The organism is Pedobacter sp. AC402, assembly GCF_979252805.1.
This window is the reverse complement of record NZ_CEEDAI010000007.1, coordinates 75,239-95,535: the sequence shown is the minus strand read 5'-3', so window position 1 is coordinate 95,535 and position 20,297 is coordinate 75,239. Positions and strand designations below refer to the sequence as shown.

The window sequence follows — 20,297 nt, the reverse complement described above, 5'->3', positions numbered from 1 at the left end:
AATGAAAAAGATTAAAAATATTACAGGTTATGCTTTCTTACTGGTGATGGGGACTTCATTTTTCTCCTGCAAGAAAGATTTCGATAAAATTAATACCGATCCAATAGGTGTGCCAGAAGTTACCGCAGATAAATTGCTGGCACCTACGTTAACCAATGTGTTGAGTGCAAACTTAATCCGCAACAGAACCATTAACAATGAACTGATGCAGGTTACGGTTTCTACATTGGATGAGGTACTGGAAGGTAGGATCTACCGCTATGATATCAGAAGACAATTATCTGACGCAATGTGGAATTCATGGTATTCTGAATTGACTAACATTAAAGATATCAATACAATTGCCAGTAAACCAGGTGCGATTAATACTTCCTATCAGGGAATTTCGAGAATTGCAGAAGCATGGACAATGCAATTGCTAACCGATACTTACGGAGATGTACCTTACACCCAGGCAAATCAAGGTAGAGATGGAGTGCTGGAGCCAGCATTCGATAAGCAAAAAGATATTTATGCTTCACTGTCAAGCAAACTGGAAGAAGCCAATACATTGCTAACAGCGGGGCAGAAAATTGAAGCAAGCAGTGATCCGGTATTTAACGGAGATATTAGTAAATGGCGCAGATTTGGAAATTCGCTGTACTTAAGGCTGCTGTTACGTATTTCTGGCAAGGCAGAAGCAAGTGCTCAGGCCATTGCAAAAATTAAAGAAATTGTTGATACCAACCCTGCCAAGTATCCAATAATGACTGACAATACACATACCGCTAAAATTCTTTGGAATGGTACAAATAGCAGTACTGCGGTTTATTCGTCTCCATTTATGGTAAACGTTAGGCCAGCGGATTTCAGGGGTTCGGCCATTGTTGATTTTTTTATGAATAACCTTACCAGTTGGAACGATCCAAGGATAGATCCAAATCTTGGAAAAAATGGGGTAAACAGGTGGAGCATAGCTGCTGGTCCGGCAGGATATATTGGTGTACAGAGTGCTTATCCAATAGGTAGCGGGGCACCGGCAAAACAAGCTTACTTTTATTCAGATGCACAGTCGGGTAACCCCACAAGTTTACAAACAGATGCATCAACAGGTGTGATAATGAACGTGGCTGAAGTTGATTTTATTTTAGCTGAAGCAGCTGCCAAAGGTTGGATTAATGGAACGGGTGAAAATTATTATTATAAAGGTGTAGCCGATGGAATTAATTATTGGTTGCCAACTTTATATGCAAACAGTAATGATGCAGCTGTAAGAAATTATGCTTTAAAAGGTGATTTTAGCTGGAATAATGCATTGCCATTGGATAGTAAAACAACAGGTGCAAACAGCAAACTCGAACAAATTCACTTACAAAAATATTATGCACTTTTTTTGGTTGATTTTCAGCAATGGTTCGAATATAGAAGAACAGGCCATCCGTTGCTTCCGAAAGGATCAAGTTTATTAAATGGTGGCAAAATGCCGGTTCGTTTATACTATCCTATACTTGCACAATCAACCAACCCTACCAACTATAAAAACGTTTTGGCCGCTCAAGGTCCGGATGATGTAAACACTTTAATGTGGTGGCAAAAACCTTAAATATTATTGACGATGAAAAATAAATTAAAATATTTTTTCTTGCTTGCAATTCTTGTAGTTGTTTACGCAAGTTGTAAAAGAGATGATGACTATAAATATAAATTTTCTGAAAGTGGTTTCATTTCTAACTTTGATTTAAGGAGATACTATAAAGGCTCGGATCTTTCACTTAATCCAGATGCTATAGGTGGTGCCACAAGCATAAGAGGTGTGGTGGTTTCTGATTTTAGATCGGGCAATTCGGTAACAGGATTAATTGCTTTGCAAAACAGCCGCATTAACGGTACTGCAGATTCGCTTAGAGGGATTTCATTCAATCTTGGAACTGCGGCGGCAAATTTTATTCCAGGAGATTCACTGCACATTAAATTGGATGGAGGAGTATTAAAAAGGGTTGATGGCATTTTACAAATCACTGGTTTAACGGGTTCGGCGATAACCAAAGTGGCATCAGGAAGAACAATTAAATTACAGGCAGCAAATACGAGTGCTATTTTAGCCAATCCAGATCGTTATGAAAGTACGCTGGTTGCAATTAACAATGCGGTTTATGATCCGGAACCTGCAAGCGATGTGGTATATTCTGGAGATAAAATATTAAACGACGGTTTCGGCCTGGCAACATTGCGTACCAGTACCAATGCAACTTTCGCCAATGCAATTGTACCAAGACCTTCAGGAAATTTTACAGGCATTGTTTACGTTACAGGAACAGGAACTTCGAAGAAGATCGAATACCGGATGCGAACTGTTGATGACTTCTTTTACGTTCCTATGCCTAAACTATCACCAGCAATTATTTCGGGCTTCGATGTAGATCCAAATGGTACGGATGGTAATTATGAATATATTCAGTTTTTAGCTACAAGGGATATTGATTTTGCAGTAACTCCATTCTCAGTGTATACGAGTAATAATGCCGGTGCAGCTTCTTTCCCTACGTTAGGATGGAATACAGGCGGCGTAAGAACCTACAAGTTTAACCTCATTTCCGGAACCGTAAAAAAAGGTGAGTTTTTCTATGTTGGAGGCGCAGGTCAACGTATTAATGGCTCAGCCTCAACAGTTATACCTGCTTCAAAATGGATAGCCAGTTTAGATTATAGCGTGTTAGCAGGTGCTAATGGTATTGGCGATAAAACAGGTAACCTGTTGGCCAATAGCGGTAATGTTGCCGGTATCGCATTATTTGAAGGTACAAATGTAACTCCAGCTTCAACACCTTTAGATGTTATCTTTTATGGAGGCGATAAAGGAAGTTTTTATACTGCCGGTCCGCCAGAGTATGGATTGAGGATTACCATTACCGATAAATTTGCCACCTATGCAGGAAAAGTTCCTCAGGAGTATTACGGAAAAGGAACCAATGATGTTTCTAAACGTTTTGCTGGTTTTCCAACAGCAACAAGTTTTGCAAAATTAGGAGGCGTTTACAAAGCCACCAAAGGCGGCTGGGAATCGGTTAGAACTATGACAAGCGTTCCTTTAACCAATACTTCTGTACTCAGTGCAATCGAAACAGGTGGCGTTACCACTTTAATAGATAAGTAAAAACAGTGAGAGGGCCAGCAAGTACTGGCCTTCTTAATATTGAAGAATTTAAATCCTATGATTTAATATCCTTAAAAAATCATGAACAGAAGATCCTTTATTCAAAAATCAACTTTATTAACCTCAACAATCTTCATCAGCTTAAAATCTTTTCCGTCATCCTTATTTTCTGTTGATGGATTAGTGAGTGGAACCGTAACCAGTAAAGGTAAAGCTGTAGCTGGTGTGGTAATTTCGGATGGCTATAGTGTAGTACAAACTGATAAAAGCGGCAATTATCAAATCCAATTGCACGAACTTGCTCGTTTTGTTTGGATCAGTACACCATCTGGTTACGAATTTAAAACAGAAAGCAGTATAGCACGTCATTATTATAAACCAGATACAGCTGGCAAATTAAACTTCGACCTTAAACCTTTAAAACAGAACGATAATAAACACAATTTTATCATTTGGGCAGATCCGCAGATGAAGAACAAAAAAGATGTTCAGCAGATGATGGAAACTTCTGTTCCCGATACAAGAGAAGTGGTAAAAAGTATGGGTAAAACACCAGTCCATGGAATTGGTGTTGGCGATTTAGTTTGGGATAATTTCGACCTTTTTCCTGCATACGATGAAGCCATTGCTAATATCGGAATCCCGTTTTTCCAGGCATTGGGAAACCACGATCAGGATTACAGACAAGGGGGAGATGATACCTCAGATCGTACCTTTCAGGCGCATTACGGACCAACATATTATTCTTTCAATAGGGGGAAAGCCCATTACGTTGTTTTAGATGATGTTCGTTATTTGGGTGTAGAAAGAACTTACGATGGTTACATTACCCCAACGCAACTCGAATGGCTGGCGAAAGATCTTCAGTTGGTGCCAAAAGATTCATTATTGATCATTTGTCTGCACATTCCGGTGCACAATTCGGTTAAAAATAATGAAGATTTTTATGCAGTATTAAAAGATTTTAAAAACGTTCACATTATGTCGGGCCATACACATTTTAATAAAAATGTAATCAAAAACGGCATTTATGAACATAATCACGGAACTGTTTGTGGTGGCTGGTGGACAGGCCCAATTTGTGAGGATGGAACGCCTCGAGGTTATGGTGTTTATGAAGTAGACGGTACCAATTTAAAATGGTATTATAAATCAACAGGCAGAAACCGTAAAGAACAGCTTGATATTTATGTAGATACACTTACCAATCAGAAGAGATTAATTGCCAATGTTTGGAATTATGATCCCGAATGGAAAGTAGAATATTACTTGGATGGTAAAGCAATGGGTGTGTTGGCACAAACAGATGGGTATGATCCGTTAGCGGTTAAACTATATAAAGGAGATAAATTACCAAATCCACGGCCATTTGTAGAGCCCAGGTCTACTGATCATTTATTCATGGCACATTTCGAACCATCAGTAAAAAAAGTTAAAGTTGTGGCTACCGATCGCTTCGGAGAAAAATTTGAAGCTGAAATTAAAGCTTAATCCATTCTAAATATGAAACTTAAAACAACAACAATTTTTATCTTATTTTCTGCATTTGCAGCTAAATCATTTAGTCAGGAAGTTAAATTCCCTGCTTTTAGTGCAGAAGCGCACCGTGGAGGAAGAGGACTAATGCCCGAAAATACAATTTTGGCAATGTTAAATGCCATGAAAATTGATGGCATTACCACACTTGAAATGGATACTCATATTTCAAAAGATGGTAAAGTAGTGGTTACCCATGATGATTATTTAAGTCCTGCATTTATGCTAAGCCCTGATGGTAAAGATATCCCAACAACAGATGCGAAGAAATATCCCATTTTTGGAATGGACTATGCTGAAATTAAGAAATTCGATATCGGCACAAAGTATTATGATTTGTTTCCTCAGCAGAAAAAAGAAAAAACGCATCTTTCATTATTAGCTGATTTAATTGATGCCGTTCAGCAGGATATAAAAGCCAATAAAAGGAAGCAGTTCTTTTATAATATCGAAACCAAATGCAGCGAAAGCGGTGATGGAATTACCAACCCTAAACCTGAAGAATTTGTTAAGCTTTTAATGGAAGTAATAATTAAGAAAAAGGTAACTGATTTTGTTGTAATCCAATCTTTCGATAAAAGAACAATACAGATCATCCATGAAAAAGTATCCAAAAATGAAAACATCTTTTTTGGTGGCCAATAAAAAAACATATGAAGAAAATATTGCTGATTTGGGTTATAAGCCATTTATTTTAAGCCCGTTATGGCAAATGGTAAATGAAGAATTGGTGAAAAAAGCACATGCTGATGGTGTAAAAATTATTCCCTGGACAGCAAATACTTTAGCTGATATTCAAAAATTAAAAGCTTTAAATGTTGATGGTATTATTTCTGACTATCCGGATATTTTAGTGCAGGCAAAATAGTATTTTAGTCCCTAATAACTAAATATAATATGAAAGCACACTTTAAAAGGCTATTACTAGCTGCCTGTACATTATTACTGCTTAATTTAACAGGATTACAAGCGCAGGAGGTTAAATGGGACAGTACTTACCGACCAGGGAAATATGTAGAACTGGTTGCAAAATTTAAAGCTGATCCTGCATCAAAGAAAGATTTCATCTTTTTAGGCAATAGCATTACAGCCGGTACCGATTGGGCCAAACTTTTGGATCTTCCGCAAGCAAAAAACAGGGGAATATCAGGCGACATTACTTTTGGCGTTTTAGACACCTCTGCAAGATGTGATAGATGGTAAACCGGCAAAAGTTTTTATTTTAATTGGAATAAATGATGTTTCGAGGAATATTCCCGATAGTGTAATTTTAAGAAATTATAAAACCATCATTGCCCGGATTAGGAAAGGATCGAAAAAAACACACATTTATTTTAACACACTTTTACCTGTGAACAGTGCTTTCGAAAAATTTAAAAATCATTATGGTAAAGACGAACATATTCTTTGGTTAAATGATGAAATCAGAAAATTTGCGGCTAAAAATGTTACCGTTATTGATTTGTATCCAAATTTCACCGATCAGGACAAGCATTTAAGGGCAGAACTCACTAAAGATGGTTTGCACCTTATTCCGGCTGGATACCAGGTTTGGGCAGATTTTCTTAAAAAAACTGGTTATTTAACTGAGAAATAATATGATTTGGAAAGAAGTCAAGTTTCAAAAACTTGACTTCTTAGGAGTTAAATAGAAAGGTTTTGGCCAAGAAACTGCACTTTTTCTTTATCAATATTTTCTAAGCTAGGTACACCACCTAGCTTTTTTATTTTCGAATATTGCAATATGTATCTTTCTGTTTCTAAATTTTCATCGCCATTAAAAATAATGCCTTTAATAGGAATTTGATATTGTTTAAGCAGATTAATTGATAAAAGCGTATGGTTAATGCTGCCTAAATAATTTTGAGAAACCAATATCACTTCTACATTCAGTTTTTTAATTAGGTCAACAATCAATTCATGTTCATTTAACGGAACCATTAAACCTCCGGCACCTTCAATAATTAAATTATTATCGGTTTCAGGAATGTTGATGTTGTTGAGGTCGATTTCAATGCCATCCAATTTTGCTGATAAATGGGGGGATAAAGGCTGGTTCAGTCTATAACTTTCTGGATGGATAACCGTTTTGCTGTTGCTGATTAAATTTTCGATGGTTAGACTGTCGCTTGTTTCTAAGTCTCCAGATTGGATCGGTTTCCAATAATCTGCTTTTAATTTTTCAGTTAAAATGGCACTGATTAAAGTTTTTCCAATTCCTGTTCCAATTCCTGTTATAAAATATTTAGCCATTTAATTTAATGCTTTAAGGTGATTAACCAACGAAATAATTTCTTCATCGGTATTAAAAGTGTGCAGGCAAATCCTTAATCTTTCTTTTCCTACTGCCACAGTTGGGCTTAATATTGCCCTTACATCAAAACCCTGGTTTTGCAATGTGGTTGCAGCCATTTTTGTGTCTTCATTGGTTTCGAATAAAACCCCTTGGATAGCACTTTCGCTGTCAAGGGTACTAATATTCAGTTCTCTTATGGTTTTCCTGAACAAGGCAATTTTTTGATGAACCGACTCATGATCAATTTTCGGTAATAACTGATAGGCAGATTTTATCGCTACAATGTTATGAACAGGTGCTGCGGTAGTGTAAATAAATGATCTTGCGAAATTAATCAGGTAATGGCGCAAATTTTTACTCCCTAAAATAATTGCTCCGTGTGTACCCATGGCTTTTCCGAAAGTTACAATGCGTGCAAAAACCTGATCGGTTAAATTAAGCTGATCAATTAATCCGCTTCCGTTTTTACCGAATATACCTGTGGCGTGTGCTTCATCCACAATCAGATTTGCATTGTAAAGCTTACAAAGATTCGATATTTCAATCAAAGGGGCAAAATCACCATCCATGGAATAAACACTTTCTATCACCACAAAAATATTTCCCCTGGCAAGTTTCAGTTTGCTTTCTAGATCAATTATATCGTTATGAAGAAATTTGTATCGCGTGGCATAACTTAATTTGCAGCCATCTATAATACTAGCATGGATCAGCTCATCGGTAATAATAGTATCACCACGTTGTGGAACAGATGATAGGAGCCCCACATTTGCATCGTATCCCGAATTGAAAATCAATCCGCTTTCAGATTGGTGAAAATCGGCAATAAATTGCTCAGTTTCTTCTATAAACTTGGTATTTCCGCTTAAAAGGCGTGAGCCACCTGCACCATTTAGGTAATGTGGTAGTTTACTTAATGTTAGATCGATTAAATCTTTTAATTCGACAGACCTGGCAAAACCGAGATAATCATTAGAACAAAAATCAACAGGAGGAAAGTTCGTTGATAAATTTCTGATGGAAAAATTATCTTTTCGCTCCTGAAGTTTGCCATTAAGAAATTGCTCTATTTTGCTCATCGGTCAAAAGTAAAAAAAGCGTCCCGAATAATCGGAACGCTTTCAAAAATATAATTAATTACTGTTTACTCAATTTATCCTTGTGCAGGTGGATTTGAAACCACGGGGCTTTATCTTTTCTGCCTCTTCCGCCCATTCCTTTTCTCATTTTTTCACCTTTTTCTTTGGCTTCTGCACGAAAAGCATCCAGCTTTGTTTTTTGATCGGCGGTTAAAACAGCATCAATTTTAGTTTTTTGCTCATCCATGGCCGCTTTACGCTCTTTCATTTTACCTTTAATATCACCTTGATCAGCAGTTCTCCAAGTCTCCATTTTTTTTGCATTGTCTAATTGAATGGCATAAATTTTGGTTTTCTGATCAGCTGTAAGGCTTAATTCTTTCTCCAGTTTGGCGGTTACTTTTTCAGCCCTCTGTTCTGCGGTCATTTTAGGCATTGCCCGTCTTGCACGCTTTGTAGTGTCTTGAGCAAATGCAGCGGTTAATCCCATTACTGCAATTGCTATTGTTAAAATTGCCTTTTTCATGTTCTGTTTTTTTATGTGTTTGTTAATTCAATAGATACATAAAAACGCAAACGGTTTAATCGGCTGTTGTTAAAAATTGTTAATTTTTATTTAATTGCGAAATTGATTTCTGCATTTGGGCCATCATCTGTGTTAATGTTTCCATGGTAGGGTCTGGTGCAGGTTCTGGTAATGAGGTAGAGATATACGCTTTAGCTTTCCAGATTTCCAAAATATCTTCTGCAGCAATTGTATAGGCATCGTATACCTTATTATCAGATATTAATTTCAAATCTTTATTTTCTCTGAAACGGTTGCCAGCCCTTTTATAAACAACGCCTTCATTTTTACTGATTACGATATACGTTTCTCCGGTTTTTACTTCGTTCCAATTGTCTAAATACTCGCCAATAATTACGCTACCTGGCTGAACGGGTAACATACTATCGCCCATAATTTCAAATGCCCTAAATGTACCCTGCCTTAAGGCAGCAAGAGGAAGCTGAAATTTTGGAAGATCACTAATATATTGTGGGTCTGAAAAACCATTTAAATAACCAGCACTTGCTTTAACCGGAACCAATTCGATGTTCTCACGATCATTTTGATCTACAGAAATGCTAAGCACCCTTAGGTTAGATCCCTGGCTTTTCGGCTTCGGTTTCCAGCTGTCAGATATCTTCTCATTAATAAATTCATCGATGGTCAGGTCGAAGTATTCTGCTATTTTTTTTAGTAAATCATACTTCGGTTCTGCCCGGTCTTCCTCATAAGCGCCAATCAGCGATCTTTTGATTTCCATAATATCAGCGAAATTCTGCTGTGTATGGCCTTTTTTCTTCCTGAGGTACTTTAAATTATTTGAAATATTTGACATAAAAATAAATTTTAAAATAAATTTGGAATTACTAAAATAGTTAGTAATTTTATGCTCATAAAGTTAGTAATATTATTTTGATTTGCAAGAGGGTATACTAAATAGTTTAGTTTTAATTTTTAAACACAGGATCATGAAAAAGTTTGTTTATATCGTTACCGACAGAAATCGTACAAGTATGCACGTGGGCATGAGCTCAGATTTGATTAAGACGCTGGATTTCTACAAACAGATGCCAAACTTATTTTTCGATAGCGGGCAGCAATTAACGCGGTTGGTTTATTTTGAAGAGTTTAAAACGGAAGCACAGGCATTAGGCCGATTCAAAACAATTAGCAGGTTTACCCGTATGCAAAAAGAGCGCTTGGTTAGATCTTGTAATCCAGATTGGATTGATTTAACAATTGGTCTTGATTTTGAAAATATTCTTTTAGAAAGAAATATTACCAATCAGGTTAAACTCTCATTTTCCAGTTTATCTTAACCAGGTTTTAAGGTATAGATACTTAATAAAAATACGAATGAAATTTAGGCTTATAAAAAAAAATGCTTGAATGATCAGAATAGTTTTCCAATCATTCAAGCAATCTTTAGCTTTATATTTGTTTTGTTATTTAATTATTCTTACGTTAAATATTGAATAATTCTCTCATTCCATCATTCTCTATTTTAACTCGTAACCCTACCATCCGGGTGCAAAAGTTAAACCAAATACTCCGGTTTTAACATCTTTACGCTGAAACGGAATGGCATAATAAGGTTCGAGTACGAAATAACCGAAAACATTTACACGCAACGATATACCAACGCTCATTGCCGGCACACGCTCAGTTGTAGATTGATAGGTAACAGGCTTTTGCTTATCATCCAGCACAGGTGCCCCATTATTATCCAATAAAGGTAAAGTGGTATAAGTTGGCTCACTTTTAAATTTTACCTTCGTATCATTTGTCCAGGCTAAACCTGCATCAAAGAATAGATTTAAATCAGAAAACAGAAATTTAGAAGGAATAGCGGCTAATTTTTTCGGACCTGTAAATGGTAAACGTACTTCAAAATTAAAAACTGCAATTTTACTTCCTGTTAACTGGTTAATATCAAAAGATTCCGAAGATTGAGCTGAAGTACTCTTGTAAATAGAATTGGATTCATAACCCCTTATTAAATAAGGATAACCAACATACAATGGATAGAGCCTGTCTGCATCTTTACCAATCCTTAAAGTATTGTAACTTCTAACCGCAAAAGTTACTGGCTTTGCGCGCCAATATTTGCGAAGGTCGGCAGTTACTCCGGCAAAATTATAGGTTCCAAAATATTTTTCTCCGCTTACACGATACCTAAAACCATCAAGCGGACCTGTTAATCCGAAAATTGAGTTATCACCAACAAAACCAGCATTTAATTGATAAAGCGTGAAGGAATTAAATGGAATGCCATAATCCTGAGAAGCAACATCATTAGAGATTCTTGTTTTATCTTGTCCAATGAAATTTCCGGCTGAGTTATAATAATTGCTATATCTGTCAATGCGATAGCTGTAATGAGAAAAGGACCCACCCAATTCAAATCTATGTATTTTGCTGAATGGGTATGCGCCGAAAACCTGAATCTGATCTTCAAACGTTCTGATAATATCAGTTCTATCTGCCAAGGCATTAATGGTTTGATCATTCCCATCTTTATCTTTCCCTACTGGAATATTCTCATATCCATAAGATCTAAAGCCCGATACATAGGGTATATGCGAAATTGCCGCTCCCCAGTTTATTCTACTTTTTTGGTTGATATAACCTACCAAACCACCAGCATCATAAATCTCGCCATTTACAGATATATTGGCAATAATCTGATTGGTACCTAATATATCGCTAAACATGCCCACAATACCGCCTGATACCCCTGTTCCAAATCTACTTGTTGATACACCAACACCGCTGTTTGCTAAATAATCCAATCTGAATTTTGGTTTATAAGGAACCGTTTTCATTGAATCTGCCACAGTTTTTTCGAAACGGTCGAAATTATTTAGATTGGAATTGATGATATTAACTCCAATATTTTCCATAGGAGGAGGATAGCTGCATCAAAGTTTTCTTCTTGATTGCCAATCCGCTTTGCTTTAAAACTGCTCAATTTAGCGTTGTACAAAGTGTAACGCTGGTAGCGGTAGTAGCTGTATACAATTTCATCTGTGGTGGATACAGATATTGCAGGTGAAAATTCAGTAATTCCGCTTATCCCTGTAAAATAATCCGTTAACTGATCAACTGAATTGTCTTCAAAATTGTATTTATATAAATTTCTGAAACCATCCCTGTTAGAGAGGAAATAAATATTTTGACTGTTAGCAGAAAACTGGGCATTAAGGTTATTGGCACCCGGAAAAACATTAAGATTACTTACCGTTTTGGAAGCAATATCGTAAACGGCCAAATTAATCGGCAAAACCGCATTTACAACATTTGCCTGAATGGCAGCTCTATCTGAAGAGAATACCAGTTTTTTGCCATCTGGAGAATAATTCGGTGCATAGTCCGAATATACATCATTGGTAATTTGTGTTACCACTTTGGTATCCAAGTTGTAAGAGAAGATATCACTTTGTCCCTCAACCATACCCGAAAAGGCAACATCTTTTCCATTTGGCGACCAGGTTAAATTACCAAACTGCTGCACCTGATCCATTGCTGTTTGCGAAACAGTGAGAGCCGTTTGCAACATTAATAATCATCATCTGGTTTTTACCATGACTGAAAATACTAAATGCAAATTGTTTACTGTCTGGCGACCAAGCTCCTGCTGATTCGATAAAGTTAAAATCATCAATGTGACCATTGGAAATCTGACTACTTAACTTTCTGATAATCCGCCCGGTTTTTGCATCTGCCAGAAATAAATCTATGCCAAATAAATCTTTTTCAGACATAAAGGCCAAATATTTCCCATCAGGACTTAACGCCAGGGCAACATTCATATTCCCCGCATTTTTATTATCGATAATTTTTGTACCTGTAATTTTAATCTGCGAACTATCGGCCTTCAACATTGGTTTATAGTGCGCATCTATTGAATTTTTCCAAAGTCCTGAAAGTGTTTTGTCATCATAACCAAAAGTATATCTGATCGCATTTTCGTAACCGTATTTTGCGGTGTTTTTAAATAATGGTACAATGGTTGTATCTCCATATTGCGAACCTATATATGTCCAAAATGCTTGTCCGTAACGGTAAGGAAAATATTTGTTGGAATTGGTTAAATCTTTTAATGAAGGAATATCGCGGTTTAACATGGCATCACGCATCCACATGGAAGTAAATGCATCTTTTTTTCCTATGGATAAATATTCGGCCATCCCTTCAACCATCCATAGCGGAGTTTGACCTACATTTTCAAGGCTAATAGAATCTTTTTCAAGCAGCAGATGGTATTGAAAAGCATGTACAAGCTCATGGCCTAAAACGTGCCTGGTTTGGCTGTTAAGTTCCATCACCGGCATAATAACCCTGTTTTTCAATGCTTCGGTAACCCCACCTGTGCCGATTCCTATTTCTCCGTTTAAAACAGTTGTTTGCTGAAAATCAGGATGGTTATTGTATAAAATAATAGGATTTTTCTTTAAAAAAGTATCTCTAAAAACTTCCTGATGCATTTTATACCAGGTTTCTGCATCTTGAGAGAAGCGTTTTAAAAGTTTTTCATTTTTGATGTAATAGTATATTTCAAAATGGGGAGTTTGCAAAACTTTAAAATCAAGTGTTTTGTATCTCACTTTATTTTGTCCGAAATATTGAGCTTTAACCGAAAAGGAAAGAATAAGCAGGAGTAATAGAGAAAAGTATCGCTTTAATAAAGTAGAGCCTATTTTCATATGTTTGGTTTTAGTATTGATATTCAGTAATTTACGAAAATTAAATAGTGAAAGATTCAGAAACTAAAAATAGCAATAGTTTAAAATACTATTGAAATTTTAACACTTTTACAAAGTTTTCTATCATTAAACTCAGATATGCAATGGATCTGAGCCATTTATTCAGAAATAACGTCTTATTGTTGATTATTTTCGTTCTTTTTCTTTTCCTTTTCTTCCTGGCGCTGTTTTCTTCTCAATTCTCTTTCTTCTTTTCTGGTCAGTGGTACAGTAGTTGCGGGCGTGGTTTGTGCAGGATCTGTTTTCTTTTCATCCTTTTTAACTTCCGGCTCAACTGTTACAGGAACTTCTGTTGCAGGTACTTCCGGTACTGTGAATTCTGTAGAATCGACAACAGCACTATCTGTTGATGTAGTATCCCTTATAATTTGAGGACTAGGGCAATTGTAAGTTCTAGTAATATCAACAGTTGCTTTTGGAAAAGCACCATAAGTGTATCCTGATTTAGGATCAAGATAAACCTTCTCCATAAATTTAGCAAAAATGGGCAATGCCGTTCTTGAACCTTCACCTTGTTCGCCATTTTTAAAGTGCGCTGTCCGCTCATCACAGCCCACCCAAACACCTGTAACAAGGTCTTTCGTTAATCCCATGTACCAGGCATCAACATAATCAGAAGATGTACCTGTTTTACCGCCAATCTGGTTGTTCTTCTTAAATAGGTTTGGCCATTCCCACAAGGCTTGCGATGTTCCTCCGGGTTCTTCCATACCACCACGGAACATATATGTCATTAACCAGGCAATTTCTTCGGTTAAAACCCTTTTTGTTTTTGGCTTAAACTCATCAATTATTTTATTGTCTTGATCGGTAATTTTTTCCACCAAAATTGGATCAGTTTTAATGCCCTTATTCATGAAGGTGGCATAAGCTTTCACCATTTCGTATACGGTAACATCATTAGAACCTAAACTTACTGACGGAACAGACTCTAAATGACTGTCAATACCACATTCGTGTGCAGATTTTACCACATTATCCCAGCCTACTTTTTCGGTAACCTGAGCAGTAATGGTATTCACTGATTTTGCCATGGCCCAACGCAGGCTCATTTCGCGGTACGAAACACTGTAATCAGCATTTTTAGGTTCCCAATATTTGGTTTCGCCTTTATCCTGATAGGCTATTTTCACAGGTTTATCTGTGAATTTATCACATGGGCTCATGCCTTGCTCTAGTGCTGTTAAATAAGCAAAAGGTTTAAATGTAGATCCGGCTTGACGCTTAGATTGATTAACGTGATCGTATTTAAAAAATTTATGGTCGATGCCACCCACCCAAACCTTGATTTTTCCACTGGCTGGTTCCATGGTCATCATCCCTGTATTCATGATTTTTCCGTAATAACGGATAGAATCTAAAGTCGAAAATGAGGTGTCACGGTCACCTTTGTAAGTGAAAATCTGCATCCTTTTCTTTTTATTGAAATAGGCTTTAACAGAATCTGGATTATTTGGGAATTTCTTTTGTAAAAGGGCATAAATAGGCAGGTTTTTCATTGCTCTGTCCGGATAATCAACTTTTTGCTTTTCCGAATCGTACCATGGATCTTCATTGCCCCAAACACTATAAAACCTGCGTTGCAAAATTCTCATTTGATCTGCAACAGCTTCCTCTGCATACCCCTGAAGTCTGGAATCAATAGTGGTATAAATTTTAAGTCCATCTTCGTAAAGGTCATAGCCATTATCCGTGCACCATTTTTCAAGATATTTGGCTACAGCAGCACGTAAATAGGAATCGCCATCACTACCGTCCTGTACTTTACCTTCTTTTAATTTAATCGGTTCTTTTGATAATTCAGTTAAACTATCTTTACTCAGGTACTTATATTTGTTCATTTGCGCAAGCACCACATTTCTTCTTTCTAATGCTTTAGCAGGATTTTTAGTCGGGTTATATAAGGTTGTGCCTTTAAGCATTCCTACAAGCATTGCAGCATCAGTAGTAGATAAATCTTTTGCTTCTTTATCAAAATAAATGCGACTAGCGGTTTTAATCCCATAGGTATTGTTACCAAAAGAAACGGTATTGAGGTACATTGTAATGATCTCATTTTTAGAATAGTTAGACTCTAACTTTACTGCGGTTTGCCATTCTTTTAATTTTACGATCAATGTTCTTACCAGAGGGATTTTAATTAATAAGCCCTGAGATTTATTATACCTTGTGCGGTAAAGGTTTTTGGCCAATTGTTGTGTAATGGTACTGGCCCCGCCATCTTTTCCAAAACCCACAACCGCACGGCCTACAGCTTGTACATCAATACCCCAATGTTTATAAAAACGAACATCTTCTGTTGCTACCAAAGCCTGTATTACACTAGGCGCAATTTCTTCATAATTGATAGGTGTTCTGTTCTCTTTGAAGTACCTGCCGATCAGTTTTCCATCTGCAGTGTAGAGCTCAGAGCCAACGCGAAGGGTAGGAGCTTTAATATCATGAACACTTGGTGAGTAACCAAATAACCATAAAAAGTTTAATTGTAGTGCTGAAAAGAAAATTATTATAAAAAATAAAACAATTGTAGGATAACGTAAGTACTTGTTTTTTATCTCTTTAAACATATTGAATAAGATGATCTTTAGGTAAAAGCTGTGGCGTTAAATATAAAAAACTCTATATGCAAATTAACGTATTTAATTTACTTATTTTTTAGTTCTATATTTAAATTACAGATGCATCAATTTAGCTAATATAATACACGATTATGAAAAACGAATTTAAGGGACTAATTGTACAGGGCGAGAAGAAATTTTCATTAAAAAACCATAAAACAGATTTTACCGGAGGCTACAATAAGGAAAAAGCCAAGGATGCATTGGTAAATTCTAAAATAGAGCTTAACCACTTGCAGGAAAGATTATACGCATCTGGCAAACATTCAGTTCTGATAATTTTTCAGGCGATGGATGCCGCAGGGAAAGATAGTGCAATAGAACACGTTATGAGTGGTTTAAATCCTCAGGGATGCCAGGTATACAGTTTTAAGGTACCAACTTCCGAAGAATATGAACATGATTTTTTATGGAGACATTATAAGGCTTTGCCGGAGCGTGGGCGCATTGGAATTCATAACCGTTCTCATTATGAAAACGTGTTGGTTTGTAAAGTACACCCAGAATATATTTTAAGTGAAAATATCCCTGGTTTTGCAGACGTAAAAAAGATTAATAAAAATTTTTGGCAGCAACGTTACAAGAGTGTAAGAAACTTTGAAGAGCATTTAACAGCAAATGGAACTGTAATTCTAAAGTTTTTCCTGAATGTGGGTAAAGATGAACAAAAGCAGCGTTTTTTAGACCGGATTGACGACCCCACTAAAAACTGGAAATTTTCATCAGGCGACATTAAAGAAAGGGCGCTATGGGATAAATACATGAACGCTTACGAAGATGCCATTAACGAAACCAGTACCGAAGATTCACCATGGCATATTATACCTGCTGATAAAAAATGGTTTGCAAGGTTGGCAATCAGTGAAATAATTGTAGATAAATTAAAAAGTTTAGACCTTAAGTTTCCCGTATTGGGCGAAGAAGAAGTTGCAAAGCTCAACGAAACAAAAACGATCTTATTGAATGAATAAAAAAATGCAGGTCTATAAGCCGGGTTCTGTTTCCTGATTGCTCAGGATTTCTATCATTTATCCACTATAAACGTTGCCGTTTATCTCTAACGACCTACCCACTAACATCGGACGGGCAGCCCTTTATCCCGACGTAAAGTCGGGATGTTAGCCTATTTGGTCTTTCAACTCCCGGGGTTTACAAACCACTACAGTCGCCTGTAATGCTCGTGCGCTCTTACCGCACGTTTTCACCCTTACTCCGACAAAGTCGGGGCGGTATATTTTCTGTTGCACTAATCCGTAATTCAAGTTTTCATTCCTAAATCCCTTTCCGTTAGAAAGCGGGATGCCCTGCGTTGCCCGGACTTTCCTCTCTTCCGGTTTTATCCGGAACAGCGATAGAACAACCTGCATTTTGCGCAAAGATGGGTTTTTTATTCATATTATGCGAATTTGCATTGTACTATTCATTTGCCAGTAAATATATTTCATCAAGCACTTTTTTAGAAAATCTAAAATTTGTTTGTTGTATTTTTTGAAAAATAGGTTTAACTGAAGTGATAAGTCCGTAATTTTTTGCTTTCAGAATGATGCCTAAGGTGCCTGTATAAACAAGATTAAACCGCTCAGCTGCTTTTCTACCTTTGTTATCATCTAAAATAAGAAGTGTGTTTTTTGATTCCATAGCTAATGCAATAGCACTTGCTTCACCAGCATCAATATCGAGAGAATTTTGAAATGAAATGTTCTTTGGCGTTCTGATCTCAATCCACTTAGGTAAGGGAGACCCAAATTCAGAAGCAATGGTTGTTGTAGTAATAATTTTTGAGAAAAGTAATTTTAAAAGGCCGAGTTCTCCAACTTTTTCCAGAAGAATGAAGCAACTGGTATCAGCAATTACTAGCTCATATTTTTTCTGCATCACTTAACATTTCTGAAACGGGATAGTTAAGTATTGAAACACCATAATTAGAAAGCAAATCAGAAAAAGTACGTTTAGATAGGCCCACCATAGATGCTGCTTGACCTAAAGATAATTTTCCAGATTCATATAACTTTGCTGCGATAAACCGCACGGTATCATGCTCATGTTCGCCTAAGCTATCTGGAACTTGTAGGGTTATCGTTGTCATAGTTTAAATATACGAAATTATATTTATTTACAATTCTGCAAATCTTGTGATACCTTTGAATAAGGAATAAAACCCTGTTTATTTCCAAATGAATTGGTTATGAATACCATAACCTGTGCCACATCAATATCGGCAAGTTCGGGGAAAGCCGGCATTTTTTCCTTGTATTCTTTACCATGAATAATCAATGATTCGTTTGCACCATTTTTAATGAAACAGGCCAATCGGGTTTTATTTGCCTTTAAAAATACCGAATCAGTGAGTGGGGGCGCAAGCTGACCTAATCCTTCTCCATTTTCACCATGGCAGTTCTGACATTTAGCTTTATAAATATCTTTACCATTAGACATATAATTCTGAAGATCAATAGTTTCCTGGTTTTGGCAAGAAACAATAATGGCGATAAGTGAAAGTAAAAATAAAGCGTTGATGATGTACTTGCGCATAATGTTTTTTTATAATTAACCACCGATAAAGAAAGATAAACACAGATTTTGTTGCTTATCTGTGTTCATCCTACATAGCTGTGGTAAAAAGGAAATAGCTTATTTTGTCGTGAAGACACTTAATTTTCTTAAATAACAATTTTTTATTCCGTGTAAATCGGTGTTTTCGTGGCTAATAATTTTACTTTTTATATTCAGCCAATAAAACAGGAATATCCTTTTTTAATTGTTCTACCTGTTCTTCTTTCGTTCCGTCGTATGCACCACGGATACGTCTGTCTTTGTCGATCAAAACTAGATAACCCTGGTGGATGTAACCATCTTTAGCAGTACTATCTTCGCCCACAGCCACTAAATAATTTTTCTCAGCCAAAGTATATACACTGTCCTTACTTCCATAAAGAAATTGCCATTTTGGTCCATCTACACCTAGTTTTTGAGCATATTTTTTCAAAACGTGAGGTTTGTCGTATTTAAAATCTATCGTATGTGAAACAAACATCACATCCGGATTTGTTTTAAATTCATTATAAACCGTCATTAAATTGCGGTGCATAGTAGGGCAGATGGTTGTGCAGGAAGTAAAGAAAAAATCTGCAACATATACTTTACCATCGGTAGCTTTATTGGTAGTGATTATACTGTCTTGATTCAAGAACGACCAATCTGGAATGGTTTGATAAACGGTATCAACTTTTTCTACACCAGCTGCATCTTTGACCGTTTCTGCATGACGCTCACCATAAAAAGGGAGCTTTTTTTCTTGTTTACAAGCTGTAAATATGGAAATGGCTGATAGGGTGACAGCCAGGTAAGCAGTAATTTTATTCATGATTTTATTTTAAAATGTAAATATACAACGTATTTTGTTTGAGGTATCTTCGTACTGAATTTATTTCAGCATCCATCCGGCATTAAAAACCCTGAAATAAATCCGATAGCTATCGGATCAGGGTGACGAAGATAAGCTCCGACTAATTATTTTTTTACATACTTTGCCGGCTCAGCCACAAACTTTTGCTTACAGCTTTCTGAACAGAAACTATAGGTAACTTGATTGTAAACCGTTGTTTTTGATGCATTGGCTTTTATTTTCATTTTGCAAACCGGATCTACCAAATTCTTTTTTACTGAATCGGTTAAATTTGTTTTTGAAAAATCCTTTACGGAGTTTGCATTTGATTTTACCGCTATTATTGTTAATCCAATTAGGATTATTGCTAAGATTGATTTTTTCATTTTGAATTTATTTTAAGTTTAAAGCTGGTAGTTAGAAGACTAAAGTTGGGGTGTTTAACCGCTATTTTCCTATACTTCGACTCCAGTCTTCTAACACACGAATTGTTGACCATTTATTTTACCTGATACATCCTTATTAACGAATCCGATTCTCTGGTAACTTTAATGTAACCGTCTTCCACAGCCCTGATTTTAATCATTTCAGATTTATAATAATCAAGATTTTCCTGTGCTGTTTTCCCTTTGAAATCATCTTTAAAAAAATGCATCCAATCCATCATTTTTTCATCTGCAGCATTTAGTTTAATTATTAAGGTATTAATCTCTTGCTTACGCATGGCTGAATCCGGAGCGTTTTTAATTTTGTCAGAAACCATTAAGGCGTCCAACTTCATTTTGTTTTTGATTACTTTTTCACCATCAATCATCAACTTATCATGGATATTTAATACTTCCTGCCGTACAGCCTTTGAATCGGGTTCAGTTTTGCACGAAATCACAAAAACGGTTATCAGGCATAACATTGCAACATTTAATCTGTTCATATTACT

General features: G+C 36.3%; 18 protein-coding genes, 1 other RNA gene and 2 pseudogenes. 8 read left to right on the top strand and 13 right to left on the bottom strand.

Annotated elements, in window-relative coordinates; translation table 11 throughout:
• Window position 1: 1 nt before the first annotated feature.
• The 6 genes and pseudogenes from AC0IWE_RS06915 to AC0IWE_RS06890 all read left to right on the top strand — a co-directional run bounded on the left by AC0IWE_RS06915 (window position 2) and on the right by AC0IWE_RS06890 (window position 6,266).
• A complete protein-coding gene (locus tag AC0IWE_RS06915) occupies window positions 2–1,582 on the top strand; it encodes a SusD/RagB family nutrient-binding outer membrane lipoprotein (RefSeq protein WP_471792497.1) in 1,581 nt (526 codons plus the stop codon).
• A gap of 12 nt (window positions 1,583–1,594) precedes the next feature.
• The gene (locus tag AC0IWE_RS06910; protein ID WP_471792496.1) at window positions 1,595–3,133 is read left to right on the top strand and encodes a DUF5689 domain-containing protein; all 1,539 of its coding nucleotides are present in this window, start codon (window positions 1,595–1,597) and stop codon (window positions 3,131–3,133) included.
• A gap of 81 nt (window positions 3,134–3,214) precedes the next feature.
• A complete protein-coding gene (locus AC0IWE_RS06905; RefSeq protein WP_471792495.1) occupies window positions 3,215–4,624 on the top strand; it encodes a calcineurin-like phosphoesterase C-terminal domain-containing protein in 1,410 nt (469 codons plus the stop codon).
• A 12-nt stretch (window positions 4,625–4,636) separates the two neighbouring features.
• Window positions 4,637–5,537: pseudogene (locus AC0IWE_RS06900) on the top strand (glycerophosphodiester phosphodiesterase family protein).
• A 29-nt stretch (window positions 5,538–5,566) separates the two neighbouring features.
• Window positions 5,567–5,872: a hypothetical protein gene (locus AC0IWE_RS06895; RefSeq protein WP_471792494.1), complete on the top strand. Its 306-nt coding sequence runs from the start codon at window positions 5,567–5,569 to the stop codon at window positions 5,870–5,872.
• Window positions 5,859–6,266: a GDSL-type esterase/lipase family protein gene (locus tag AC0IWE_RS06890; RefSeq protein ID WP_471792493.1), complete on the top strand. Its 408-nt coding sequence runs from the start codon at window positions 5,859–5,861 to the stop codon at window positions 6,264–6,266. Before AC0IWE_RS06895 ends, AC0IWE_RS06890 begins: the two co-directional genes overlap by 14 nt.
• 47 nt (window positions 6,267–6,313) lie before the next feature.
• On the opposite strand, the gene bioD is transcribed toward AC0IWE_RS06890, so the two are convergent.
• The 4 genes from bioD to AC0IWE_RS06870 all read right to left on the bottom strand — a co-directional run bounded on the left by bioD (window position 6,314) and on the right by AC0IWE_RS06870 (window position 9,426).
• Entirely contained in the window at window positions 6,314–6,922 is a 609-nt protein-coding gene (gene bioD / locus AC0IWE_RS06885; protein ID WP_055913493.1) for a dethiobiotin synthase, read from the bottom strand.
• Window positions 6,923–8,044, bottom strand: coding sequence for an aminotransferase class I/II-fold pyridoxal phosphate-dependent enzyme (locus AC0IWE_RS06880; protein ID WP_471792492.1), 1,122 nt, complete (start codon window positions 8,042–8,044; stop codon window positions 6,923–6,925).
• A 58-nt stretch (window positions 8,045–8,102) separates the two neighbouring features.
• The gene (locus AC0IWE_RS06875) at window positions 8,103–8,570 is read right to left on the bottom strand and encodes a hypothetical protein (RefSeq protein ID WP_471792491.1); all 468 of its coding nucleotides are present in this window, start codon (window positions 8,568–8,570) and stop codon (window positions 8,103–8,105) included.
• A 79-nt stretch (window positions 8,571–8,649) separates the two neighbouring features.
• The gene (locus tag AC0IWE_RS06870; RefSeq protein WP_055913502.1) at window positions 8,650–9,426 is read right to left on the bottom strand and encodes an XRE family transcriptional regulator; all 777 of its coding nucleotides are present in this window, start codon (window positions 9,424–9,426) and stop codon (window positions 8,650–8,652) included.
• 133 nt (window positions 9,427–9,559) lie between these two features.
• On the opposite strand from AC0IWE_RS06870, the gene AC0IWE_RS06865 reads away from it, so the two are divergent.
• Entirely contained in the window at window positions 9,560–9,910 is a 351-nt protein-coding gene (locus AC0IWE_RS06865; RefSeq protein ID WP_463495085.1) for a GIY-YIG nuclease family protein, read from the top strand.
• A 198-nt stretch (window positions 9,911–10,108) separates the two neighbouring features.
• Here AC0IWE_RS06865 and AC0IWE_RS06860 read toward each other — a convergent pair.
• Window positions 10,109–13,297 (bottom strand): annotated as a pseudogene (locus AC0IWE_RS06860) (TolB family protein).
• A 176-nt stretch (window positions 13,298–13,473) separates the two neighbouring features.
• The gene (locus AC0IWE_RS06855; protein ID WP_471792490.1) at window positions 13,474–15,924 is read right to left on the bottom strand and encodes a transglycosylase domain-containing protein; all 2,451 of its coding nucleotides are present in this window, start codon (window positions 15,922–15,924) and stop codon (window positions 13,474–13,476) included.
• Between the two features lie 143 nt (window positions 15,925–16,067).
• On the opposite strand from AC0IWE_RS06855, the gene AC0IWE_RS06850 reads away from it, so the two are divergent.
• Entirely contained in the window at window positions 16,068–16,946 is an 879-nt protein-coding gene (locus AC0IWE_RS06850) for a polyphosphate kinase 2 family protein (protein WP_463495079.1), read from the top strand.
• Here the strand turns inward: AC0IWE_RS06850 and rnpB are convergent.
• The 7 genes from rnpB to AC0IWE_RS06815 form a co-directional block, all read right to left on the bottom strand.
• Window positions 16,946–17,343: RNase P RNA component class A (rnpB, locus tag AC0IWE_RS06845), an RNA gene on the bottom strand. The genes AC0IWE_RS06850 and rnpB overlap by 1 nt on opposite strands.
• Window positions 17,344–17,391: 48 nt before the next feature.
• Complete coding sequence (locus AC0IWE_RS06840; RefSeq protein ID WP_471792489.1) at window positions 17,392–17,850, bottom strand: PIN domain-containing protein; 459 nt, start codon at window positions 17,848–17,850, stop codon at window positions 17,392–17,394.
• Complete coding sequence (locus AC0IWE_RS06835; RefSeq protein WP_055913522.1) at window positions 17,834–18,061, bottom strand: UPF0175 family protein; 228 nt, start codon at window positions 18,059–18,061, stop codon at window positions 17,834–17,836. Before AC0IWE_RS06835 ends, AC0IWE_RS06840 begins: the two co-directional genes overlap by 17 nt.
• Window positions 18,062–18,084: 23 nt before the next feature.
• On the bottom strand, window positions 18,085–18,507 hold the full coding sequence (locus tag AC0IWE_RS06830) for a c-type cytochrome (RefSeq protein ID WP_471792488.1): 423 nt from the start codon (window positions 18,505–18,507) through the stop codon (window positions 18,085–18,087).
• A gap of 181 nt (window positions 18,508–18,688) precedes the next feature.
• Window positions 18,689–19,339 carry an SCO family protein gene (locus AC0IWE_RS06825; protein ID WP_471792487.1) on the bottom strand — a complete coding sequence of 217 codons (651 nt, stop codon included), beginning with the start codon at window positions 19,337–19,339 and terminating at the stop codon, window positions 18,689–18,691.
• Window positions 19,340–19,485: 146 nt separating this feature from the next.
• Complete coding sequence (locus tag AC0IWE_RS06820; RefSeq protein ID WP_471792486.1) at window positions 19,486–19,746, bottom strand: YHS domain-containing protein; 261 nt, start codon at window positions 19,744–19,746, stop codon at window positions 19,486–19,488.
• Between the two features lie 113 nt (window positions 19,747–19,859).
• Window positions 19,860–20,291, bottom strand: a complete 432-nt coding sequence (locus AC0IWE_RS06815; protein ID WP_471792485.1) for a hypothetical protein — start codon at window positions 20,289–20,291, stop codon at window positions 19,860–19,862.
• Between the last annotated feature and the right edge of the window lie 6 nt (window positions 20,292–20,297).